Source organism: Cryobacterium flavum, assembly GCF_900103805.1.
Lineage (GTDB): Bacteria > Actinomycetota > Actinomycetes > Actinomycetales > Microbacteriaceae > Cryobacterium > Cryobacterium flavum.
Window position 1 is genome coordinate 55851 of sequence record NZ_FNIB01000002.1, and the last position, 22513, is coordinate 78363.

Consider the following 22513-nt stretch of genomic DNA (forward strand, 5'->3'; position numbering starts at 1 on the left):
CCGGGGCACAATAGTCAGGTGATTCGCAAACGAGTGCTCGCTCGCGGCGAGGTGCAGGGCGTCGGGTTTCGTTACCATGCCCGGGCCCAAGCGCTGCACCTCGGGCTGGTCGGGTACGTTCGGAACCGGCCGGACGGGTCGGTGGAACTCGAAATCGAGGGGCGGGAGGCATCCGTTGCGCGCATGCTGCACTGGCTGGAAACCGGCCCGCGGTATGCCGTCGTGACCGCCCTCGAGGTGAGTGACGTCGCGGCAACCGGCGAGAGCGAGTTTCAGATCACCGGTTGAGGTCGGGGGCTGCCCGGCGCTGGCGTAGCGTTAGCCTATGACCGCGCGCACGAGCCCCGCCGGGGTACGGGAATGAAAGCGCGCACCGCGTTCGGTGTGGCGCGCCTCGGCCTGACCGCGGTCGAACTCGTGGCCCTCATCGGCTACTTTCAGTACACCCTCGGCGTGACTACCTTCGCTATCGCGAACTTCTTCAGCTACTTCACGGTGCAGAGCGCCATCGCATCGATGTTCGTCTTTCTGACCGCCGCGAGTGTCGCATTGCGGCGATCGACCGACCCGGCCTGGCTCGACATGTTGCGAGCGATGGTGACGACCTACATTCTGGTCTCCGGAGTCGTCTACGGCATCATCGTCTGGCAGTCGTCGAGCGCGAACTATTCCATCGAGGTGCCCTGGTCGAGCCAGCTGCTGCACTTCGTTATTCCGGTCTTGGCCCTCATCGACTGGATCGTCGACCCGTTCAAGGCCCGCCTGCCGTGGAGATATCTCGGCTGGGCCATCGTCTTTCCGGTGTTCTGGCTGGTCTTCACCCTGTTACGCGGGCCCATCGTGGGCTGGTACCCGTACTTCTTTCTCGACGCCCGCCAGGTGAGCGGCCCCGGCGAGACCGTGTTCTACTGCCTGATCATCGTGGTGATCATCACGAGCATTGCGGCCCTGCTCACCTGGATCACAAGGCTCAAGCGGATGCCGCACCACCGACTTGCGTACTGGCGCCCCTGAGCTGTTCAGCTGCACTACTACGGGTCGGGTACCGCCAGGAACGGCTCGAGCGCGGTGAGCGCCGCCGCGAGAAAGTCGTCGTCGTCGAGCTCGCTCAGCCGGGTCGCGTTTTCGGCTGCGACCAGACCCATTAGAACGGGATCGCCGGTCAGCGGCATCATGTTGATCCAGACCGGGAAGTCGGCGTCTTCGCCGACGATGGTCCAGAGGCGGGCGGAGGTATCCCAGAACGGCACGTCGAACCGCAACCAGACCTTGTCGACCACGCCCATGCCGAGCGCGCCGATGGCACCGCGGTGGGCGAATGGCAGCGCCGGCGAGAATTCGATGGCCGCGTTCTTCAGCACACCGAGTGGCACGGTCACGATCACCCGATCGGCGGACAGCGACTCGCCGGTACCAAGGCGCAGGCTCACGCCGTCGTCGTCGTGGGCCACGCGATTGACCACGCTCGAGAGCAGCATTTCGAGGCCTTCGGCGTCACTGGCGAGCAGGGTGGAGTAGCCGCCCACAACGAGCTGGTCGTCGTCGGTGCTCGCGATGTCGGTCGTGTACCAGGCCGATTGCTGGCTCGGTGTGGCCCCGGTCTCAACCTTGAGTTTCGTGGCGATCTCGTACTCGAGCCAGTCGGCATCCGAGAGGCCATCGGCGTTCGGGGTCTTCGACAGACTTGCTTCGCCCGAATCGACCAGGGCTCGTTCAACCGAGACATCCTGCTGCTGATTGGCTGCCCAGCTGAGGGCTCCGGCCACGGCCTGAGTGCCGAGTGGTGACACCTCGACGATCGCCCCGGCTCGGGTTCGCACCTCGGGCGTGCGCACGAACGGCAGCAGCTTCACCCCGAGCGCCGTGAGCTCGTCGTCCAAAAAATTATCCGAGGTGTTGTGTACGAACGAGGGACCACGTTCGATCGGAAAGGGCCAGTCGTCGCTGACTGTGTCGATGCGCCCACCGATGCGGTCGCGCGCCTCAATCACGACCACGTTGAAGCCATCGTTGACGAGTTGACGGGCCGCCGTTATCCCGGCAATTCCGGCACCGACAATCGTGATACGTTCCCCCGGAGCCGCGACATCCCGCACCTGGCTGGCCGCCAGCAGACCAGAAGCGCGGGCACCCTGCACAGTGCCGGGCTCATCGGCCGCGGTCGCTTCGCCAGCGAAGAACACTCGGGCATCGACGGCCTGGCCGAGGGCTGTTCGGTGCTCTGGGGTGGCACCGACGGTGGCGTAGCTGAAGGATCCGCGGGAGAAAGGGTCGGCCGACCAGTTGGTTCTGGAGACCGTGAGCGGCTGCGGAACCAGCGAGGGGGTGAGCGTGGTTGGCGACGGGGATGTCGTCGGAACCGGCGCCGGGGACACGCACGCGGCGAGAGCCAACACGGAAAAACCCGACGCTGTGCCGAGCAGAAAAGTGCGCCGCTTCACGATCGGTCTGCTTTAGAACGGCGGATCCCGGGCGCGCGCCCGCAGTGCTTCAGTACGGCGCCAGTCATGAGACCAAACTACCGCAGACCGTGCCGCTTGACATTTTCTTCTCGAGAGCCGCTGGTTACCGGCGCTCCTCGGCCACGGAGTTACCGCCGTCGACGACGATCACCTGCCCGGTCACGTAGGCGGCTCCTGGCGAGGCAAGAAACGCGATGACGGATGCGACTTCCCCCGGCGTGCCGCTTCGGCCGGCCGGAACCAGCGCACCCTCCAGAGCCTCGCTCGTGAGCTGGGAACCGGTCGAGATCCAGCCGGGCGCGACGGCGTTCGCCGTGATGCCCACTTCGGCCTCGTCCACTGCGAGCGCCCGCACCAGCCCGACCAGCCCGGCCTTCGCTGCGGCGTAGGCGACATCATTGCGGCTGGCCATGATCGACCCGCTCACGCTCGACACCATCACGATGCGACCCCATCCGGCCGCGCGCATGAACCCGATCACCGTGCGAGTGGCATGAAATGCTGTGGACAGATTGATGGCGAGGCCGTGTTCCCACTCGGCCGGACTGGTCAGGATATCTCCGTGACCCATCTCGGCGTCGCCGACCGCGACCATGCCCGCGTTGTTCACGAGAATCGTCGGCTCGCTCCCGGTCGCGGCGAGCGCCACCCGCAGTCCCTCGGCACCGACGGCCGAGTCGAGGGCACAGACGATTCCGCTCGCATCGAGTCCGTGTGCCGTCAGTTCGCGCGCACGGTCGTGCACCCGCGCCGTCGTGCCCGTGAGGATCACCCGGCAACCGAGTTCACCCAGCATCCGTGCTGCGGCGAAGCCGATACCGGTGGCGCTGCCCGCCCCGGTGATGAGTGCGGTGTGCCCGCCGAGGTCGAAGGCGGCCGGGAGCGCGGTTGCGGGAGTCATGGCGTCAGGTTAGTGCCCTCTCACCGCAGACTGTGCCGGTTGACATTTTCCTCTCAAGGTAGTTAGTTAGTCACATGACCAACTAACCAGTGAACCGGCGGGGGCTGGGAATCGGGCAGCAGCATCCACTGAAAGCAGGCAGTCCTTGATCGAAGCGGGCAAACCGATCTTCGTGCAGATCGCGGAGCAGATCGAGAACGACATCATCGATGGCGTCATTGAGGAAGAAACATCCGTTCCGTCGACCAACGAATTCGCGGCCTTTCACCGCATCAATCCGGCGACCGCTGGCAAGGGCGTCAACCGTCTGGTCGAAGACGGCATTCTCTACAAGAGGCGAGGAATAGGAATGTTTGTAGCAACCGGAGCTCGGCAACGACTGGTCGTCGCCCGCACCGAACAGTTTCGGGCCAACTTCGTCGGCCCCCTGCTCAGTGAAGCCGCCAAGCTCGGCATCACCCCGAAACAGGTGGCCGGAATGATCAACATTGAATCGAGAAAGGGCAGTAACTCATGACTGACACCGCTGTGCGCGTCGCCGGCCTCACCAAGAAGTTCGGCGCCTTCACCGCTATCGACGACGTGAGTTTCACGGTCGAACGCAACAAGATCTATGGTCTGCTCGGCCGCAACGGCGCCGGCAAGACTACCCTGATGCAGCTGCTCACCGGACAGCAGTTCGCCACCAGCGGCACCCTCGAGGTGTTCGGCGCCTCCCCCGTTGAGAACGCGCGGGTGTTGCAGTCGCTGTGTTTCATCAAGGAAAGCCAGAGATATCCGGACAGTTTTCGGCCCCAACACGTCTTCGCGAGCGCTCCGTGGTTTTTCGCGAACTGGGACGACGCCTTCGCCGCCCGTCTGGTGGAGGATTTTCGGCTGCCGCTCAACCGTCCGATCAAGAAACTCTCCCGTGGTCAGCTCTCGGCGGTCGGCGTGATTGTGGGGCTCGCCTCGCGCGCGCCGCTCACCTTCTTCGATGAGCCCTACCTTGGACTCGATGCGGTCGCGCGGCAGATCTTCTACGATCGCCTGCTCGAGGACTACGCCGAGTATCCGCGCACCATCATGCTCTCGACACACCTCATTGACGAGGTCAGCAACCTGCTCGAGCACGTTCTCGTGATCGACGAGGGCCGTATCCTCATGGACCAGGACGCCGAGCAGCTGCGCGGCTCAGCCAGCACCGTGGTCGGCAAAAAAACGGATGTCGACGCTTTCGTTGCCGGCCGCGACATTATTTCCCGAGATGGTATCGGCGGGCTCGCCTCGGTGACCGTGGCCGGCCTCGGCGAGGCCGAACGGGCCGCCGCGCGCGCCGCCGGACTCGAGCTCTCGCCCGTGTCGCTGCAGCAGCTGATCGTGCAGCGCACCACGAGCACCACCGGCAGCGCAACCCTTGATGAAACCGAGAGCAAGACCGACGCCTGGAGCACACACTCATGACCGTCACCGATTCGCTGACCGGCACCGCGGCATCCGTTCACCCGCGGAGCGCGCCGGCCCGCATCTGGAACGTGGTGCGGTTGCACCTCATCGACCGCCGAACCTACATCGGTATCCCGTGGCTCATAGTGGGCATGGCCTTCGTGATCACCATCTTCATCGCCCAGATCGTCGGTTTCACGACCGGCGGACTCGGCACCCCCGACGCCATCGAGGGCCAGCGCTACAGCTGGGCCGTGCTCTCACCGCAGTGGTACCTGGTTGTCGTGGGCGTGCAGGCCATCTCCTTCGGGTTTCCGCTCGCGCTCGGTTTCGGCGTCACCCGCCGGGACTTCTACCTCGGAACAGCGCTGCTGTTCCTACTGATCTCGGCCGCCAACGCCCTCGCGTTCGCCCTGCTGACCCAGCTCGAACAGCTGACCGAGGGGTGGTTCATCGACACCTATATGTTCAACGCGCTCTGGCTCGGCATCGACGGGTTCTGGGTTGACCTTTTCTCGTTCTTCGTGATGCAGCTGCTCGTGTTCTTCATCGGGGCGTCGATCGCGACCATCTATATGCGCTGGCGCATGCCCGGCATGCTCGTGTTCTGGAGCTCGCTGGCCCTGGCCATCGTCGGCGCGGTCACGATCATCACCTTCACGAGCAACTGGCCGGCAGTTGCTATCTGGTTCGGCGCCCAGGGAATCGGCGGCATCTTCGCCTGGCTGCTTCTGCCCGCAGCGGTCGCCGGATTCGGCGGCTTCCTGGCTCTGCGCCGCGCGACCCCCAAGAACTAGCTACTTCAGGAAGCCATCGACTAAAAGGGCGCGCACCTTGGGCAGCAGCTCGGCGGTCAGCGCTGGCTCGTCCGCGTCGAGCAGCTGGGCGAGGGCTCCGATGATGGCGCCGACGGCGAGCTCACCGTCGCAGGCACCGACCAGCCCGGCCAGGGCGGTGTCGAGCGGCAACGAGCGGCCGAATCCGCTGCCCTGGTGCAGGGTCATGAGCGTCGGATCCTGCTGTCCTGGCCAGTAGTGGCGCTCTTCGGTGACGTCGGAGGCCACGGTGAGATTTGTGCGCAACAGGCGCGCATCATCCGTTGCCGCCTGCCAGTCGTGCGCGGCGAGACACTCGGCGAGGTGCGCGCCGAGCCCGGCCGGGTTGTGGCCCAGGGCATCGGGCAGGCGCTCGAGGCGACGCAGGCCGGGAGCGGTGCCCCGGGTGGATGCGGTTTCCGGCAGGCGCAGCAGCAGGTAGCCGAAGCCGACCCGACCCACTCCGCGCGCCTCGAAGTCGTTCAGCCAGGCCTTGTACAGCCGGTCGAAATCGGGACCGGGGCGGGTGCCGCCGTCGCGGATCCAGGTCTCGGCATACTCGCCCGGCGTCTGCACCTCGCGCTCGATGATCCACGCGTCGAGGGCACCCGGCGTGAGCCAGCGCTCAAGGCGCTCGAAGGCATCCGTTTCACCGTAGTATTCCCAGTTTCCGAGCAGCTGAACAACTCCGCCGGGCGTGAGGTGGTTGGCGGCGCCGCGCACAACAGCCTCGACCAGGGCATCACCGACCATTCCGCCGTCGCGGTACTCGTAGCTCGGCACTCCCTCGGTCCGCGGGGTGATCACGAACGGCGGGTTCGAGATGATGTGGTCGAACCGCTCCCCCGCCACCGGCTCGAACAGGCTGCCGAACCGAAACTCGATGTTGTCGATCTGGTTGAGCTCGGCGTTCAGCGCCGCGAGCTCGAGCGCACGCACCGAGATGTCGGTCGCGACGACATGCTCGGCGTGCCGGGAAGCGTGCATGGCCTGGATTCCGCAGCCGGTGCCGATGTCGAGCGCCCGCTCAACCGCGCGCGGCATCATGAGCCCGCTCAGGGTGCGCGAGGCGCCGCCGATGCCGAGAACGTGACTTTCGCCGAGCGGATGCCCGAGCGCCAGCTCCCCCAGATCGCTCACGATCCACCAGCTGCCGGCCCCGTGCGCGTCGATGAAGCTGTACGGACGGAGGTCGACGAGCGGGCGCAGGAGCGTATCGACGGCGGCCACGAGCCCGAGTCGTTCAGCCCCGCCTGCCCCGAGTGTCGGCAGCGCGGCATCGAGATCGGCACGCGGCACCGCGTCCCCGAGCAGAAACAGCCGGGCCAGCGTCGCGGCGGGTTCATTCCGGCTCAGTTTGACGGCGAGCGTGGCGAGCGCCCGCTGGGCCGGAACCCGCTGGTTGCGGCGGAGGGCGGCATCCGCTTCTATGCCCCACAGTCCGGTCAGGCCAGGAACCGAGAAATGAGCGGCCGCGAGGTCGGTGCGGAGGCGGGGAACGAGAGTTGCAGGAGTCACGGTTCTATTCAACTCGATGCGCGCGGTCACAACCAACGCATGGTGAACGCCCGGGCCACCAGTTCGTTGGCCGGCGGCAGCGTGAGACCGCGCACGACGGCGTTGCGAACGCCGAGTCGCAGACCGTGGGCTGGCCGGCCCATCTGCATGTTGAATCCGGCTTGCAGGGCCGCTCGCCGGGCGGCGCGGCGGCGCGTGCGGTCGTAGCGGGCCAAAACGGATGCCGCCGCTGACGGTTCGAGCAGCGCTCGCTGCACCGCCGGCGCGAGGGCCACGGCGTCGAGCCAGCCGAGGTTCATGCCCTGCCCACCGATCGGGCTGATCTGGTGCGCCGCATCGCCGATCAGCACCACGCGGCCCGTGCACATGCTCCCCGCGAGCCGCTGCTGCACGGCGAAGGCGCTGACAGCCCCGAGCGGCTGGGCAACGCTGACTCCTGTTCGGTGACGGATGAGCGCGGCGAAGTCGGCGCTGTCGGCATCCGTTGCGAGAAAATCGGTCATCGCCACCCACCGACGCCGATCGCCGGGCAGCGGAAACGACTCGACCACGCCGCCGCGCTCGAAGTAGAGCACCGCGCCGGTATCTCTCGGGTCAGGATCGGCGAAGTCACCCATGAGATACGTTTCACCGCGGCCGAGCTGCCGCCAGGCGATGCCTGCCGCCTGACGCACGCGGCTGCGCGCGCCGTCCGCGCCGATCACGTAGCGGGTATCGATCGGGCCGGCGTCGGTCGTGAGTTTCAGGGCGTCACCGCGGTCTTGCACCCCGGACACGGTCACGCCGCTGCGATACAGGCCTGGGCGGAGTTGCTCGAACCGATCGCGCAGCAGGGCCTCCGTCTCGTATTGCGGCAGGGCGACCACGAACGGATACGCCGGCGCGACCTTCTCGAACGACATCTGCCCGAGCCGGCGCGAATCGCAGCGCACCTCTCCCGTGCGAATGCGCACGGCCCGCTCGAGCAGGGCGTCGGTGATGCCAATGGCGGCGAGGGCGGCCAGCGACGGCGGGTGAATGCCGATCGCCCGCGACCGGAGGGACGGCGTCTCGCGCTGCTCCAGCACCTCAACGTCGAGCCCGCCGACGGCGAGTACGCAGGCGAGCATGGTGCCGACCGGGCCGCCACCCACGATGACGACGTCACGCATCAGGCCGCATCCCAGCCCAGCACGAGCCGCGACGGCAGGCCGCGCGACACCGTCCACCCAGCGGGCACCGCCGCCCGCAGCTCGACGGCCGTGTAGCTGCGTTGAATCGAAGTGAGCCCGTCCGGGCGAATATAGGAATGCCGAAAGAACGGCCAGGTCGCCGCCGCGAACCCGAGGTACGCGTAGTTGGAACGCTCCAGATCGGCGTGCAGCACGCGCACGCGAGCGAGATCCTCCGAGTCCACGAGCAGCCCCTTCAGCTCGTCCACGCTCAGATGGTGCAGCACGTGATTGGACACCACGAAGTCGAAGCGCGCGCCCTCTGCGACGAGGTCGGAGCTGAGCGCCCGGCGAAACGAGAGGCCGGCGATCTTCGGCTGGCTGGTCGCGAAGACGTGCGCACGGGCATCCGGATCGATGCCGGTCACGGTGAGCCGCAGTCCGTCGCGCACTGCCCAGCGGGCCAGCGATCGCGAGACATCGCCACCGCCGGAGCCGACGTCGAGCAGCGTCGTTTCGGTCGTGGTGGACAGAGTCGGGCGGATGCTGCGGCGATAGATCCCCGGCCAGCCCGACACGACCGCATTGACCACCTGAAAATTCTGGTACGTGCGCGTGAGCATGGCCGGGTCGCACAGCGGGGAATCCATGATCTCCACGGCCCCATGCGCCCGCACGCGCAGTGACGGAAGGGCCATTCAGCCCTCGATCACGGTCATCAGGCCGGACTCCACGGTGAGACCGGGGCCGAACGCCATGGCGCAGACCCGTTCACCGTCGGCGGTGGCTGGGCCGTCGAGAATTGCCTTCATGACGAAGAGAATGGTCGCGCTGCTCATATTGCCGTTGGTGCGCAGCGTCTCACGCGAAGGCAGCAGCTGGTCGGGGCGGAGTCCGAGTTTGGCCTCGGTCTTGTCGAGAATGCTCCGACCACCGGGGTGGATCGCCCAGTGCTCGATCACCGAGCTCAGCGTGGCCGGCGGCGCGAGGGTGAGGACCGGGGCCGCGCTGGCCGCTGCATCCGCCTCACAAGGGACGGCCACGAGCTGCCGGGTGATCGACGCGTCGCGGGCAAACAGGGGCGCGAGGGCACTCTCGATGTGTTCGTCGATGATGTGCGGAACGTAGGTGCTCAGAATCATTTCGAAGCCCTCATCGCCGATTTTCCAGGCCATGTCGCCCTCACCGACCGGGGTGATGACCGTTTCGAACAGGTCGAGACCGAGGGCTTTCTCGCCGGGCAGCGGTGCCCGGGAGCTGACGATACCGGCGGCCGCGCCGTCGGAGAACAGCGAGGAGGCGACGATGGTGTCCGGGTCGCTCGAGGTGCGCAGGTGCAGCGAGCAGAGTTCGGCGCTGACCACGAGTACGACCGCATTCGGGTCGGCCTCGACGAACTGCTTCGCGGTGCGGAGGGCAGGCATGGAGGCGTAGCAGCCCATGAATCCGAGGTGGTAGCGCTGGGTGCTGGCATTCAAGCCGAGTTCGCGCACGAGCATGTAGTCGGGGCCGGGGGCGTAGAACCCGGTGCAGGAGACTGTGACGACGTGGGTCACATCTTCCGGGCGAATGTCGGGGCAGGCGGCGAGCGCCCGGCGGCCAGCCTCGACGAAGAGTTTGGTGGCTTCCGTGATGTAGAGCTCGTTACGCACCCGGGTACTCGGCACCAGCAGAAGTTGCTGCCGCGCATCGAAGAACTGCGGATCGGCCGAATCGTTGTCGAGGGTGAGCTCGGCAATCACGGTATGTCGGGTTTCAATACCCGACACGTTGAAACTAGTGCTGACCAGCCGTTGTGCCAGTCGGCTGAGTCCGGGCTGGGCGGCGAAAATGTCGCGCACCTGCTCCTGGATCAGAATCGTCGGGGGAACTACGGTCTGGAGCGCTCTCAACGTGACGGCCATGAGTTAGTCTCGCACGTGGTTTCGATTGAGTACACCCCTCCGAGGCCGAATCTCAGGGCGTTGGCGAATCTAGGGCAGTCGAGCGAACAGCCGAGTTCCACTCAGCGCGAGCAGCAGGCCGGCGGTCACGATGGCCGCAACCCCGCCCAAGTAGGCCACGATGGTGCCGAGCGTACCGACGCGCTCGAACAGGCTGCTGTCCAGCACGAGGGTCACGATGAAGGCCACGGCGGAGATCGCCCCGCACCCGATCGACAGCCAGCGCACCACGCGAATCGTCGACTGTCGCAGCCCGGTAAAGGCTGGCCATCGTGAGCTGGGGGCGGCAGCATCCGTTTGCGGCACGACACCTACCCGCGGCCAGGCCAGCACCGCCCCGGCGAGGCACCCCCAGAATGCGACCCAGAGCAGGGCTGCAATCACGTCGCTCGGCCGATGCCACTGGTTGGCAAGCGTGGCCACACCGGCCAGCACGGCGAAAGCGGTGCCCCACCCGGCGACCATCGGGCGCATGCGCGGGCTCGCGACCAGAAAGACCACCAGCGCGGATGCCGCCGCCACCGTCGTATGCCCCGACGGGAATGAGTTTCCGGCGTAGCCCTCGACCGCGAGGTCGGGACGGGCCAGAATGCCATACTTCAGCAGTTGGGCCGAGGCAGTCGCCGCCGCTGCCGCGACCAGGGCAACCACGAGGGTGCGCCAGTTGCGGCGCACGAGCGCGATGACGGCGGTCAGCACCACGCCGAATGCCACGGCGATGTCCGGAACAGAGTCCAGCATCCGACCGGTGAACGAGGTAATGCTGCGACGGCCGAATTCGGCGCCGTCATAGGCAAGCTGGTCGGCTTCCTGGCCGGCGTGGCTGCGCACGAAGAACAGGTAGAGACCGATGAAGGCCACGGTGGTAAGCGCGGCCCCGGCGACGTACCCGAGCGAACCCTGCTTCAGGGAGTTTCGAGGGGACCAATTGCGCACGGTCAAGCATGCCACAGTGTTTCTGGGAGACGCGGTTTCTGGGAGACGCGGTTTCTGGGAGACGCGGTTTCTGGGGCCCGCTACCGGGTAGCGAGAACGACTTTGCCGTGCAGGTGGCCCGCCATGAGGTGGCGGTAGGCGTCCTGCACCTGATCGAGCGGGAACACCCGGTCGATCGGCAGCACGATCTCACCGTGCGCAATCAGTGTGGCCAGCGCCTCGAGGTCGTTGATGTCCGCGAACTGTCCGCCCACCTCGGTTACGCCCGCGCACCCGTACCTCACCGCGCCCGGCCTGCGGCTGCTCATCGTGCACGATGCTCAACACCTCTGGCTCACCAAATTCGTCAATGCGTACGTATCGAGCCATGCCTCAGCCTAGAGGCCCGCTCGTATGTCACCGACCGACCACGAATTGTCTCGCCCATTTACCCCAATTGCTGCACGATTGATGCGTGGCGTACACCGGTTGTTCAAGAACTTCTGATCGAATAGTGTCTACCACCGAGAGGGCATGCCGAAAGAGCGTGCACCCGACAAACGAATGGACGCTCTGTGAGCATTCGAACGGCTGAGTACCCCCGGCCGGACCACTTCCTGTTACACCTGAGCGACACCCACCTGCTGGCGGGAGGCTCAAAGCTCTATGGCAGCGTCAACGCTGAAGCCCATCTGGCCGAGCTGTTCGCCGAGGTCGAGGCATCCGGGGCCCGCCCCGAGGCCATCGTCTTCACCGGTGATCTCGCCGACAAGGGCGAACCGGGCGCCTACGAGCTGCTGCGCAAGATCGTCGAGCCGGCCGCTGCCAGGCTCGGTGCACGCGTCATCTGGGTGATGGGCAATCACGACAATCGTTCGGTTTTTCGCACCGAGTTGCTCGACCAGGCCGCGAGCGAGGCCCCGATCGACCGGTCCTATGACCTCAACGGCCTGCGCCTGATCACCCTCGACACCTCGGTCCCCGGTCACCATCACGGCGCGGTGAGCGACCAGCAGCTGCTCTGGCTCGCCGACGAGCTGCGGGTACCGGCGCCCGACGGCACGATTCTGGCCATGCACCACCCGCCGATTCCGAGCGTGCTCGACCTGGCCAACGCGGTGGAGCTGCGCGACCAAGATCGCCTCGCCAGCGTGCTCCGCGGCACTGACGTGCGCAGCATCATCGCCGGACACCTGCACTACTCGTCCATGGCCATGTTCGCCGGTATCCCCGTGTCGGTGTCGTCGGCCACCTGCTACACCCAGGATCTGAACGTTCCGGTGGGCGGCACCCTGGGTCGCGACGGCGCACGAGCCTTCAACCTCGTGCACGTCTACCCGGGCACCGTGCTGCACTCCGTGGTGCCGCTCGGCCACTATCCAACGCTCGACTACGTCGACGCCGCCGAAAGCGCACGTCGTCTGCGCGCTTCCGGCGTCGAGATCACGCCGTCGGAGACTCTGCCTGCATTGCGTGAGCCGCCAATGACCCGACCGATCCCAGTTCTGCGATAGTGGCAACACTGGCCCGTTCCCACGGTGCCACGATCGGAAAGTACAGCTCCAGAAATTCGGTGACCGCAGCGCGGCGCACCTCGGTGGAAATCTCCGGGTGACTGCCGTCGTTCAGGCAGAACATGTCCTGATCGCGACGCTTGCGCAGGTGATTCATCTGGCGCAGGGCGATGCGTAGTGTCGTCTCGATGTAGAGCGAACGCACCTGAGTTTGGGCGACCGCACGACCGGTCATCAAGGCGTAATAGTGGTACAGCGAGTTGGTGACCGAGATGTCGGTCGCCGAACGAAAACGACTCGCCGCGGTGCGGCTGAAGTCCTCGGGAAATTCCTGTTCCAACTCGAGCAGCACACTCTTGCGCATGGGAGCTGGCGTGTGCTCCAGGTGCCGGGTGGTGACCTTGCCGAAGCGCCCACGCAGCAGCGCCCGGTTCACGCGAGCGGCGTTCTCGAACCCGCTGCGGGTCGGATCGTTCTCGCCGAGGCCGATCCGAGTGGCTGCCTCCACAAACTTGGTCACCCCACCGGGTGAGAAGAACAGCTCCGGACCGACCGGGCGACCGAAGAACATGTCGTCGTTGGAGTAGAGAAAGTGCTCGGCCAGCCCGGGAATGTGGTGCAGCTGGCTTTCCACGGCGTGCGAGTTGTGAATGGGCAGCACGCTCGTGTCGACGAAGAAGTCCTCGCTGCGCATGATGGTGACGCGAGGATGCTCGGAGAGCCACTCCGGCACCGGTGAGTCAGTGGCGATGAAGATGCGGCGAATCCAGGGTGCGAACATGTATACGCTGCGCAGGGCGTACTTGAGCTCGTCGATCTGGCGAAAACGGGCGTCGGAATCGTCACCCTCCCCGATGACATAGGCCTTCATACGTTTGGCACGTTCCCGCTGAAACTCGTCGCTAGAACCGTCGACCCAGCTGAACACCAGGTCGATGTCGAAGGACACGTCGCTGGCCAGGTCGTCGAACATGTTCTGCAAGGTCAGCCAGGTGCGTCCATACAGGTCGATCGTGGTTTCGCGGGCTTCGGAGCGTGGCAGCCGGGTGCGCATGAGCGCGTTCTCGACCGGGGCGATGATTTCATCTTCGCCGAAACGCCACAGCTCGAACTGGAACGCGGTCTGGGCGCCGTAGCGCAGGCGGCCGATCGGTTCGATGCGCGGCCGGTAGACGCGAAAGACGGAGGACTTGCGCAGCGTCATGAGGGCGCCATCGGCGAGCAGAAACTGCTGGCTGACGTTGCCATCGAGCGGCTTGGCGTAGAACGGCTCGTTGGCGAATGCCGCAGTCAGGACCTTGGTGATTTCCTTGCGCCGCTTGCGGTCGACGGCGATGACCGGACGGTTGTGGTCGCCGCGCACGAGTAGAAAGTCGATGCCGGCGTTGGTGAGGGCGTCGTACACGGCCACGAGGTCCTTGACCATGGACTCGTGCGGAGTGTAGTGACCGTTGATGAGGGCGATCTCACCCTTGCGCACGACGAGGTCGTCGCGGTCGAACCGGCGCGTACGGGCATCCGGTGTGATCAGCACCAGCTCCGGCTCGCTGCTGAGCGACAGAGTCGGGATCAGGCCGGTGTTAGTGGGTGGTTCGGGTTCACTGGAGTCGTAGCCCACGGAGTCGGGGCGAAAGGCGTCGGTGTCGAAGATGTCACCGCCGAACGAGTCGGGGTCCCCCTGCTCGCCAGTCTCCGGTTGTGCGTCCGGAATATTGCGTGTCGCCATGGTCCTCCTTGAGAAAGTGGAGCACTCCAGCGCGACCAGCCGGGGGCTGAAACCGAGGAGTGCGGCCGAAAGTGCCGGCGTGAATGGTTCAGAGTGTTTCGCAGCGACGATCTTCTCGAGAAGTGACGAGGTTCTCGATGAGCGACTGGCGTTTGGTGAAACGCGGGGACATTTGTCTTTAGTGTACGTCGCGATGTCGGTAGTTTACTGCGGCGTCTAGCAGCCAGGGAGATGAGCCCAGGAAATGCGAAATGAGGAAGTGGGGCGAGGTTATACCCAGATGTTAGCGCTTGTGAGGCCGCACCGATTGTTGCGCTTCGGCGGCAATTTCGCTCAGGAGTCTGGCCGTGCTCGCGATCGGTGGCAGCTGCGCCGGGTCAGTGATCGGCAGCTGGCAGACGAAGTCGCGGCAGAGGTACGCGGTGGGTTGGCCGGCCTTGGCCGTCCGCGCCAGGAACAGGCCGAAGCCGGCCTCCGCAAATGCTTGGGCCTGTGACTCTGAAACGGATGCGACCACTCCCGCCGCGTGGCGTCGGGCGAGGTCGTGCAGGGTGATGGCCGGGCGGTTTGCCGCGGCGGCACCAAACCGGTCGGGCGAGACGATCACGAGCTGCTCGATCGGGGCGTTAAGTTCGTCGAACAGGCGCAGGGCGGCGCCGTAGGCAAGTGGTCGGCTCGGTGCCAGAGTTGCGACGAGGCCGAGGCCGGCCTGCGCGGCCAAACGATAGCGGTCGTCGCCGGTGAGGCTGTGCAACAGCAGTGCGGCATCCGCTGTGGCGGAGAGTCCGGAGGGGTAGGCACCCTCGGAAGGGTCGATGGCGCTAACCAGGCCCTGCCGGCTGAGCACTGGATCCGCGCCGTTCGGAGAGCGGAAGGCAGGCGCGTCAGTGGCTGCTGGTAGCGTGCTGTCGAGCAGGTGACGAGCCTGGGTGGCGTAGCAAACGTTACCGGTGACGAGCGCGAGTTCGAGGAGTCCCCGTGCGTACATGCCGTAGTCCTCCAGCGTGGCGTTCGCTGTGGAGGTGCGTGCGGCAACGGAGGCACGAACGAGGGTGCCGTCGGCGCGCACGTGGTGTTCGCGCAGGTAGTCGGCCGCGCGGCAGGCGGCGTCAATGAGACGGGGCTGGTCGAAGGCGAAGCCGGCCCGGGCGAGAGCCTGAATCGCGAGTCCGTTCCAGCCGGTGAGTACTTTCGTATCGAGGGCCGGCGGGGTCTGCCGCAGACGGTCGCCCGGTTCGAGTGCGTAGTAGCCGCCCTCGACCCGATGGCCGTCGACGGTGCTTTCCGAGTCTTGGGCGCTGGCAAACCCGCCTCCCGGAAGCTGCATCACGTCACAGAGAAAGCGGGCAATTCCCTCGGCGACGTGACGTACCCACGGTGCGCCGGTGAGCATCCAGGCGCGGGTGTAGAGGCTGAGCAGCTGGGCGTTGTCGTAGAGCATCCGTTCGTAATGTGGATCACTCCAATCACGGTTGACCGCGTAGCGAAAGAAGCCGCCCTCGATCGGGTCGCGAAGCGGTGACGCGCCCATGAGCTTGAGTGTGCGCAGCGCGAGCATTGGCCCGTCGCCGTTCGCGTCGCCGTGCCCGAGCAGAAAGGAGAGGGCAGGGGCCACCGGAAACTTTGGTGCACCGCCGAAGCCACCAAAGCGGGCGTCTTCATAACCGACCAGCTCGGTGACCGCCCGGTCGAGCACTGCGGTGCTGGGATGCAGGGGCACCGCGGCACCACCCGCCGCCGCGGCACCCTCGGCGAGCTCACGCGCCGATTCGGCGAGCAACTCGGCCACCTTGGCGGCGCCGGCCCTGACCTCGGCCCGCCGGGTGTGCCAGGCCGTCGTCACCGCGGTCAGAACGTCGCGAAACGACGGATGCCCCGCCAGGGCCACCGGCGGAAAGTACGTTCCCGCGTGAAACGTCTGCCCGTCGGGGGTGACGAACACGTTGAGCGGCCAGCCGAGTCCCTCGATGAAGGCACTCGCGGCAGAGAGATAGCTCGCGTCGACATCGGGGTGCTCCTCCCGGTCGACCTTGATGCTGACGAAGTGGGTGTTGAGGTACTCGGCAATCGCCGGGTCGCTGAAACTCTCCCGCGCCATGACGTGACACCAGTGGCAGGTGGAGTAGCCGATCGACACCAGCACGGGCACATCGCGCTCGCGGGCTTCGGCAAAGGCTTCCTCGCCCCAGCCGAACCAGTCGACCGGGTTGTCGGCATGGCTGCGCAGGTAGGGGCTGATGGCGTCGGCGAGGCTGTTGGGCATGCTCTATTCTGCGCCCCGTTGCCCGGGCGGGCGAGGTCAGGGCAGCAGGGCAGCCCCGAGCAGGGCGTTGCGGCGGCGTTGAACCCGCACCCAGACCACGAAACCCACGAGGGTGAAGGCGCCGTAGAACAGGTACAGCACGGCCGAGGCGTAGTAGCCGGCGCTGATCAGCAGTGGCACGCCGACCACGTCGACGGCTACCCAGATCAGCCAGAATTCGGTCCAGCCCTTGGCCATTCCGTAGGTCGCCAGCAGCGATCCGGTAAAGATCCAGGCATCCGCCCAGACCGGTTCGAACGAGCCGAGGGCGCGAAAGATGGGGGTGAGCACCAGGGTGCCGGCGACGAGCCCGAACCCCAGCAGGATGCGGGTGCGGTTACCGGCCCAGTGCGGGGCGACGGCAACGTGCACCGCCGAGTTGCGGCTGCGCTGCCACTGTACCCAGCCGAAGATCGACACGATGATGAACATGATCTGCCGGCCGGCCTGCCCGAGCAGATTGACCGGGTTGGGAGTGCCGAACACAGCGCCGAGAAACACGGTGAACAGCAGGGCGTTGCCGATGATGCCGACCGGCCAGGCCCAGATCTTGCGGCGCATGCCGCCGACGGCGCTCGCGATGCCGAAGGCGTTGCCGACGACCTCGCGCCAGAGAATGGTCTGGGTGCCGATCTGCAACTGGGCGTCGAACAGCCATTCAATCGGGTTCATGGGGATCTTTCTGCGCGCGCGGCATGTGCCGCGCCTGACAAAGCGCGGCGCGTCCAATCTACGCCGCTGCCCGGCCCTCTGCCGCCCGATGACAGAGCGGTGGCCCCGCAGAGTCTGCGGGGCCACTCAAACGGATGCTTCGGGCTAGTTCACCTCGTTGGGGTGCGCCGAGACGCGGCCGGCGCGTTCGAGCGCGGAGATCATGGTGACCTCCGTGTGGGTGAGTTCGAAGTCGAACACGTTGAAGTTCTCAATCATGCGCTCCAGCCGGTTCGACTTGGGGAACAGGATGTTGCCCACCTGCAGGTGCCAGCGAATGACGATCTGCGCGGGCGACTTGCCGTGCGCGTCGGCAGCATCCGTTATGATCTGCTCGTCGAACAGGGGGTACTTGCCCTGGCCCAGCGGGCCCCAGGCCTCAATGTTGATGCCGTTTTCGCGAGCGAACGCGGTGACTTCCGGCTGCTGGTGCGCTGGGTGCAGCTCGATCTGGTTGACCGCGGGCACAATGCTGGTCTCGTGCAGCAGGCGGTCCAGGTGCGGCACCAGAAAGTTCGAGACACCGATGGATCGGGCGCGGCCCGATTCCTGGATCTTTTCCAGGGCGCGCCAGCTCTCTACAAACTTGTCGTTCGCCGGAGCCGGCCAGTGAATCAAATAGAGGTCGACGTAGTCGAGGCCAAGCTTCTCGAGGCTCTCCTCGAACGCGTCAAAGGCCGACTCGGTACCCTGACGGTCGTTCCACAGCTTGGTCGTGATGAACAGATCGGAGCGGTCGATGCCGGAGGCGGCCAGAGCCTTGCCCACGCCCGCCTCGTTGCCGTAGATGGCGGCGGTATCGATGTGGCGATAACCGACCGACAGCGCGTCGGCCACGATGCGGGTGGTCTCGTCAGGTTCGACCTTGAACACGCCGAAACCGAGCTGCGGAATCGTGTGGCCGTCGTTGAGGGTGATGGTGGGAACAGATTTCGTCATCCCCTCACCCTATGCGCCCCGAAAGCCGTGCACCCCCCGAATACCCAGTGTTCACTGACCGCGAAAACGCCCTCGGAGTGCGACGAAGTATTATTGGAGCTTCATGGAAACGCTCAACATCACCTTCCCGCCCGAACTGCCGGTCAGCCAGCGCCGCGATGACATCGCCGCAGCCATCCGCGACAACCAGGTCGTCATCGTCGCCGGCTCGACCGGGTCGGGCAAGACCACCCAGCTGCCCAAGATCTGCCTCGAACTCGGCCGCCAGAACATCGGCCACACGCAGCCCCGCCGGCTCGCCGCCCGCACGATCGCCGAGCGCATTGCCGAGGAGCTCGGCCAGGAGGTCGGGCAGCTCGTCGGCTACCAGGTGCGGTTCACCGACAAGGTCGGCGCCGATACCCGGATCAAGTTGATGACCGACGGCATCCTCTTGAATGAGATTCACCGCGACCGCATGCTGCAGAAGTACGACACGATCATCATCGACGAAGCGCACGAGCGCAGCCTCAACATCGACTTTCTGCTCGGCTACCTGCGCCAACTGCTGCCCAAGCGCCCTGATCTGAAGTTGATCATCACCTCGGCCACCATCGATCCGGCCAGCTTCGCAAAGCACTTTGCCGCCGCCGACGGCACCCCGGCGCCGGTGGTCGAGGTGTCCGGGCGCACCTTTCCGGTGGAGATTCGCTACCGGCCGCTGGTGGCCGAGCCCGGCATCGACGACGATGACGACACGACGGATGCCGCTCCCCCGGTCGACCGCGACTACATCGAGGGGATCACCGCCGCCCTCGACGAGCTCGAACGCGAGTCGAACGGTGACGTACTGGTCTTTCTCTCGGGCGAGACCGAGATTCGCGACGCGGCCGACGCCCTGCAGGGTAAATACGCCTCCTCGGCCAGTCGCAACCCGACCGAGGTGCTGCCGCTTTACGGCCGGCTGTCGTCTGCCGACCAGCATCGCGTGTTCCAACCATCGACCGTGGCGGGGGTGAAGCGGCGCATCGTGCTCGCGACCAACGTCGCCGAGACCAGCCTGACGGTGCCGGGCATCCGCTACGTGATCGACGCCGGAACTGCGCGCATCAGCCGGTACAGCGTGCGCTCGAAGGTGCAGCGGCTGCCGATCGAAGCCATCTCGCAGGCCTCGGGCAACCAGCGCAGCGGCCGGAGCGGGCGCACCAGCGACGGCATCGCCATCCGCCTGTATTCCGAGGAAGACTATCTGCGGCGCCCGGAATACACCGAGCCGGAGATTCTGCGCACCAACCTCGCCGCCGTCATTCTGCAGATGATCTCGCTCGGGCTCGGCGATATCGCCTCGTTCCCGTTTTTGACCCCGCCGGATTCCCGCAATATCAAGGACGGCCTCGACCTGCTCGCCGAACTCGGCGCGATCGAGGCAGAGGGAGCCGGCCGCACCAAGAGCGGCCGCGGCCGCGTTGCAACGGATGCCGCAGCCCCGGCCACCCCGCGCCTCACCCGAATCGGCCAGCAACTCGCGCAGCTGCCGATCGACCCGCGGTTTGGCCGCATGGTGATCGAGTCGAAAACCCAAAGCACCAGCCGCGAAGTCATGGCGATCGTGGCCGGGCTCACCATTCAGGACCCGCGGGAGCGCCCGCTCGAGCGGCGTGCGCAGGCCGACCAGTTCCACGCGCGATTCGCTGACCCCACGAGTGACTTCCTCAGCCTGCTCAATCTCTGGAACTACCTCGAGAAGCAGCAGTCCGAACTGAGCTCGAGCGCCTTTCGGCGGCTGTGCAAGAACGAGTACCTCAACTACCTGCGGGTGCGCGAATGGCAGGACGTGCTGCGCCAGTTGCGCCAGCTGGCCAAACCGCTCGGCCTGCACCTCGGTGAGCCGAGCGCGAACCCCGACGGCGTGCACCGCTCGCTGCTGGCCGGGCTGCTCTCCCACATCGGGCTGAAGGACGTCGCCAAGAAGGACTATGTCGGGGCGAGGCAGCAGCGCTTCGTGCTGTTTCCCGGCTCGACCCTCGCGAAGAAGCAACCGAACGCTGTCATGAGCGCCGAACTGGTCGAGACCAGCCGACTGTTCGCCCGCATGAACGCTGTCGTCGACCCGGCCTGGGCCGAGCCGCTCGCCGGCGACCTGTGCAAGCGCAGCTACTCCGAACCGCACTGGGAGATGAAGCAGGGCGCCGCCGTCGTGTACGAACGCGTGACGCTGTACGGCGTGCCGATCGTGGCGCGGCGCCGGGTGCAGTTCTCCCGCATCGACCCGGCCTATGCCCGCGAGCTGTTCATTCGGCACGCTCTGGTCGAGGGCGAGTGGGACCGCGCGTCGGGGCCGCAGTCTGTCGCCGCCGAGAAAGAAGCCGACCGCGGCGGTCGCGGGCCTTCGCGCAGCGAGCGCGTCAGCATCTCCGTGGACGGGGGCGCTGCCTCGGGCGGGCGCGGGTCCGGCGGCGCGCCCGCGGTAGGCTCCAGCGCGAGCCGCGGCGGAAGGCCCGGCCAGACCGGCGACCCCGGCATGTGGGCGTTCGAACGGGCCAATGCCCGGCTGCGGGAGGAACTGGCCGAGCTGGAGGAGCGCACCCGGCGCCGGGACATCCTCTTTGACGACGAGGCTGTCTTCGACTTCTACCAACGGCGCATTCCGGCTGATGTCTCGTCGACCAAGAGCTTCGAGGGCTGGTGGCGCAGTGCCCGCTTCGACACCCCCGACCTGCTCACGATGACCGCCGACGCGCTCGTGGCCGAAGACTCCCCCGAGATCGACGAGGGGCTGTTTCCGCCGAGCTGGCAGCAGGGTGACCAGCGCCTGACCCTCGGGTACCGCTTCGAGCCCGGTGAGGAGGACGACGGCGTAACCGTGCGCATCCCGCTCGCCCTGCTCGCCCGACTGTCGCCGAACGGATTCGACTGGCAGGTGCCCGGCCTCCGCGCCGAACTCGTGACCGCCATGATCAAGTCGCTGCCGAAAAGCATCCGGCGCAATGTCGTTCCGGCCGCCGACTGGGCCACGCGACTGCTCGGCGAGCTGCCCGGCGAACCCGGAATTGTGGAGACTCTGCCGACGCCGGTGCCCGAGGTTTCGTTCGCTGAGACCCTCGCCGCGCTGATTCAGAAGCTCACCTATGTGCCGGTCACCGCACGCGACTTCGAGCTCGGCCGCGTTCCCTCCCACCTGCGCATGACCTTCGTCGTCACCGACGAGCGCGGCCGCACGGTCGCCTCCGACAAGGACCTCGCCGACCTGCAGCGCCGCCTGGTCACCCGGGTGCGGGAGAGCGTCGCGAAGGCGACCAGCGCCGCCGCCCCCAGCAATGCCATCGAACGCGGCGGCATCACCACGTGGGACCTCGGTGAACTCCCCCGCTTCCTCGACACGAAGCAGGGTGACAACACGATTCGCGGGTATCCGACGCTGGTCGATGACGGGGCATCCGTTTCTATTCGCATGATGAGCACCGAGCTGGAGCAGGCCCGTGCGCTGCCCCGCGGGGTGCGGCGGCTGCTGCTGCTCGCGACGCCGTCGCCGGCCGCGTACGTACAGCAGCACCTGACCGCGGCCGAGAAGCTTTCGCTCGCGACCAGCCCGTACAAGAGCACGCAGACCCTGTTCGAGGATTGTCTCGCGGCCGCGGTCGATGACGTATTGTTTCGCGTGCGTCCAGGCGGCCAGGTGTTCATGAAGGCGGAGTTCGACACCATTCGCGACCGGGTGTCGGGGGTCGTGATGGATTCCATGTTTGAAACTGTCGGCCTGGTCGCCCGCATTCTGACCGCCCAGCGCCTGGCCGATAAGGCGCTCAAGGCCGCGACCAGCATGGCGCTGCTGCCCGGAATCAGCGATGCCCGCCAGCAGCTGACAGCGCTGGTCTACCCCGGGTTCGTCAGCGATACCGGCCTCGCCCGGCTGCGCCACCTGCCGCGCTACCTCGGCGGAATCAGCGCCCGGGTGCCGAAACTGGTCGACAATCCGAGCCGCGACCGGGTCTGGATGAACGAGACCCAGGCCGCAACCACCCGGTTCGAGAACGCCGGCGGAACCATTCCCCTGAAAGCGGATGCCGCGGCATCCGTTCTGCGCGCCCGCTGGATGATCGAGGAGCTGCGCATCAGCTTGTTTGCGCAGGAGCTCAGAGCGGCAGAGCCCGTCTCGCTGCAGCGTATCCAGAAGGCGCTCGCCGGATAGTTCACGCCCCAGGCCCACCTTAT

At 66.3% G+C, this 22513-nt stretch carries 19 protein-coding genes; 7 read left to right on the plus strand and 12 right to left on the minus strand.

The window, feature by feature from the left end; genetic code table 11:
* Nucleotides 1-18 precede the first annotated feature (18 nt).
* The gene (locus BLS91_RS02550) at nucleotides 19-288 is read left to right on the plus strand and encodes an acylphosphatase (RefSeq protein WP_092338935.1); all 270 of its coding nucleotides are present in this window, start codon (nucleotides 19-21) and stop codon (nucleotides 286-288) included.
* Between the two features lie 72 nt (nucleotides 289-360).
* Entirely contained in the window at nucleotides 361-1014 is a 654-nt protein-coding gene (locus tag BLS91_RS02555) for a Pr6Pr family membrane protein (protein ID WP_092338937.1), read from the plus strand.
* Nucleotides 1015-1031: 17 nt separating this feature from the next.
* Here the strand turns inward: BLS91_RS02555 and BLS91_RS02560 are convergent, their stop codons facing one another.
* Together BLS91_RS02560 and BLS91_RS02565 are read right to left on the minus strand one after the other, a co-directional pair.
* Entirely contained in the window at nucleotides 1032-2441 is a 1410-nt protein-coding gene (locus BLS91_RS02560) for a flavin monoamine oxidase family protein (protein WP_092338939.1), read from the minus strand.
* Between the two features lie 124 nt (nucleotides 2442-2565).
* Nucleotides 2566-3363, minus strand: a complete 798-nt coding sequence (locus BLS91_RS02565) for an SDR family oxidoreductase (protein WP_092338940.1) — start codon at nucleotides 3361-3363, stop codon at nucleotides 2566-2568.
* Nucleotides 3364-3508: 145 nt separating this feature from the next.
* On the opposite strand from BLS91_RS02565, the gene BLS91_RS02570 reads away from it, so the two are divergent.
* From BLS91_RS02570 to BLS91_RS02580, 3 genes are read left to right on the plus strand one after another with little or no spacing between them, the layout of a single operon-like run.
* Entirely contained in the window at nucleotides 3509-3880 is a 372-nt protein-coding gene (locus BLS91_RS02570) for a GntR family transcriptional regulator (RefSeq protein ID WP_092338942.1), read from the plus strand.
* Entirely contained in the window at nucleotides 3877-4806 is a 930-nt protein-coding gene (locus BLS91_RS02575; protein ID WP_092338944.1) for an ABC transporter ATP-binding protein, read from the plus strand. Before BLS91_RS02570 ends, BLS91_RS02575 begins: the two co-directional genes overlap by 4 nt.
* Nucleotides 4803-5585 (plus strand): hypothetical protein, encoded by a 783-nt coding sequence (locus tag BLS91_RS02580; RefSeq protein WP_092338946.1) that lies wholly within the window; start codon nucleotides 4803-4805, stop codon nucleotides 5583-5585. The genes BLS91_RS02575 and BLS91_RS02580 overlap by 4 nt, the downstream gene beginning before the upstream one ends.
* Here the strand turns inward: BLS91_RS02580 and BLS91_RS02585 are convergent, their stop codons facing one another.
* The 6 genes from BLS91_RS02585 to BLS91_RS02610 all read right to left on the minus strand — a co-directional run bounded on the left by BLS91_RS02585 (nucleotide 5586) and on the right by BLS91_RS02610 (nucleotide 11459).
* Nucleotides 5586-7121: a DUF7059 domain-containing protein gene (locus tag BLS91_RS02585; protein ID WP_092338948.1), complete on the minus strand. Its 1536-nt coding sequence runs from the start codon at nucleotides 7119-7121 to the stop codon at nucleotides 5586-5588.
* Nucleotides 7122-7147: 26 nt separating this feature from the next.
* Complete coding sequence (locus tag BLS91_RS02590) at nucleotides 7148-8272, minus strand: FAD-dependent oxidoreductase (RefSeq protein WP_092338949.1); 1125 nt, start codon at nucleotides 8270-8272, stop codon at nucleotides 7148-7150.
* Nucleotides 8272-8970 carry a class I SAM-dependent methyltransferase gene (locus BLS91_RS02595; protein WP_092338951.1) on the minus strand — a complete coding sequence of 233 codons (699 nt, stop codon included), beginning with the start codon at nucleotides 8968-8970 and terminating at the stop codon, nucleotides 8272-8274. The genes BLS91_RS02590 and BLS91_RS02595 overlap by 1 nt, the downstream gene beginning before the upstream one ends.
* Nucleotides 8971-10176 (minus strand): type III polyketide synthase, encoded by a 1206-nt coding sequence (locus BLS91_RS02600; protein WP_092338953.1) that lies wholly within the window; start codon nucleotides 10174-10176, stop codon nucleotides 8971-8973.
* Nucleotides 10177-10245: 69 nt separating this feature from the next.
* The gene (locus BLS91_RS02605) at nucleotides 10246-11151 is read right to left on the minus strand and encodes a phosphatase PAP2 family protein (RefSeq protein WP_140425708.1); all 906 of its coding nucleotides are present in this window, start codon (nucleotides 11149-11151) and stop codon (nucleotides 10246-10248) included.
* A gap of 80 nt (nucleotides 11152-11231) precedes the next feature.
* Nucleotides 11232-11459: a zinc-binding dehydrogenase gene (locus BLS91_RS02610; protein WP_092338957.1), complete on the minus strand. Its 228-nt coding sequence runs from the start codon at nucleotides 11457-11459 to the stop codon at nucleotides 11232-11234.
* Nucleotides 11460-11705: 246 nt separating this feature from the next.
* Between BLS91_RS02610 and BLS91_RS02615 the strand changes: the two genes are divergently transcribed.
* Nucleotides 11706-12644, plus strand: a complete 939-nt coding sequence (locus tag BLS91_RS02615; protein ID WP_092338958.1) for a phosphodiesterase — start codon at nucleotides 11706-11708, stop codon at nucleotides 12642-12644.
* On the opposite strand, the gene BLS91_RS02620 is transcribed toward BLS91_RS02615, so the two are convergent.
* From BLS91_RS02620 to BLS91_RS02635, 4 genes are all read right to left on the minus strand, one after another.
* On the minus strand, nucleotides 12574-14370 hold the full coding sequence (locus BLS91_RS02620; RefSeq protein ID WP_092338960.1) for a stealth family protein: 1797 nt from the start codon (nucleotides 14368-14370) through the stop codon (nucleotides 12574-12576). The genes BLS91_RS02615 and BLS91_RS02620 overlap by 71 nt on opposite strands.
* A 283-nt stretch (nucleotides 14371-14653) precedes the next feature.
* Nucleotides 14654-16633 (minus strand): thioredoxin domain-containing protein, encoded by a 1980-nt coding sequence (locus BLS91_RS02625; RefSeq protein ID WP_092338962.1) that lies wholly within the window; start codon nucleotides 16631-16633, stop codon nucleotides 14654-14656.
* Nucleotides 16634-16669: 36 nt separating this feature from the next.
* Nucleotides 16670-17344 (minus strand): nicotinamide riboside transporter PnuC, encoded by a 675-nt coding sequence (pnuC, locus tag BLS91_RS02630; RefSeq protein ID WP_092338964.1) that lies wholly within the window; start codon nucleotides 17342-17344, stop codon nucleotides 16670-16672.
* A 144-nt stretch (nucleotides 17345-17488) separates the two neighbouring features.
* Complete coding sequence (locus tag BLS91_RS02635; RefSeq protein ID WP_092338966.1) at nucleotides 17489-18322, minus strand: aldo/keto reductase; 834 nt, start codon at nucleotides 18320-18322, stop codon at nucleotides 17489-17491.
* Nucleotides 18323-18425: 103 nt separating this feature from the next.
* Between BLS91_RS02635 and hrpA the strand changes: the two genes are divergently transcribed.
* Nucleotides 18426-22490, plus strand: coding sequence for an ATP-dependent RNA helicase HrpA (gene hrpA, locus BLS91_RS02640; protein WP_092338968.1), 4065 nt, complete (start codon nucleotides 18426-18428; stop codon nucleotides 22488-22490).
* The last annotated feature ends 23 nt before the right edge of the window (nucleotides 22491-22513 follow it).

Excerpts from the sequence above, each read along its gene's own strand:
- BLS91_RS02555 (WP_092338937.1), top strand. The coding sequence starts at position 361 with ATGAAAGCGCGCACCGCGTTCGGTGTGGCGCGCCTCGGCCTGACCGCG.
- BLS91_RS02565 (WP_092338940.1), bottom strand. The coding sequence starts at position 3,363 with ATGACTCCCGCAACCGCGCTCCCGGCCGCCTTCGACCTCGGCGGGCAC.
- BLS91_RS02575 (WP_092338944.1), top strand. The coding sequence starts at position 3,877 with ATGACTGACACCGCTGTGCGCGTCGCCGGCCTCACCAAGAAGTTCGGC.
- BLS91_RS02580 (WP_092338946.1), top strand. The coding sequence starts at position 4,803 with ATGACCGTCACCGATTCGCTGACCGGCACCGCGGCATCCGTTCACCCG.
- BLS91_RS02590 (WP_092338949.1), bottom strand. The coding sequence starts at position 8,272 with ATGCGTGACGTCGTCATCGTGGGTGGCGGCCCGGTCGGCACCATGCTC.
- BLS91_RS02595 (WP_092338951.1), bottom strand. The coding sequence starts at position 8,970 with ATGGCCCTTCCGTCACTGCGCGTGCGGGCGCATGGGGCCGTGGAGATC.
- BLS91_RS02600 (WP_092338953.1), bottom strand. The coding sequence starts at position 10,176 with ATGGCCGTCACGTTGAGAGCGCTCCAGACCGTAGTTCCCCCGACGATT.
- BLS91_RS02610 (WP_092338957.1), bottom strand. The coding sequence starts at position 11,459 with ATGAGCAGCCGCAGGCCGGGCGCGGTGAGGTACGGGTGCGCGGGCGTA.
- BLS91_RS02620 (WP_092338960.1), bottom strand. The coding sequence starts at position 14,370 with ATGGCGACACGCAATATTCCGGACGCACAACCGGAGACTGGCGAGCAG.
- BLS91_RS02625 (WP_092338962.1), bottom strand. The coding sequence starts at position 16,633 with ATGCCCAACAGCCTCGCCGACGCCATCAGCCCCTACCTGCGCAGCCAT.
- pnuC (WP_092338964.1), bottom strand. The coding sequence starts at position 17,344 with ATGAACCCGATTGAATGGCTGTTCGACGCCCAGTTGCAGATCGGCACC.
- BLS91_RS02635 (WP_092338966.1), bottom strand. The coding sequence starts at position 18,322 with ATGACGAAATCTGTTCCCACCATCACCCTCAACGACGGCCACACGATT.
- hrpA (WP_092338968.1), top strand. The coding sequence starts at position 18,426 with ATGGAAACGCTCAACATCACCTTCCCGCCCGAACTGCCGGTCAGCCAG.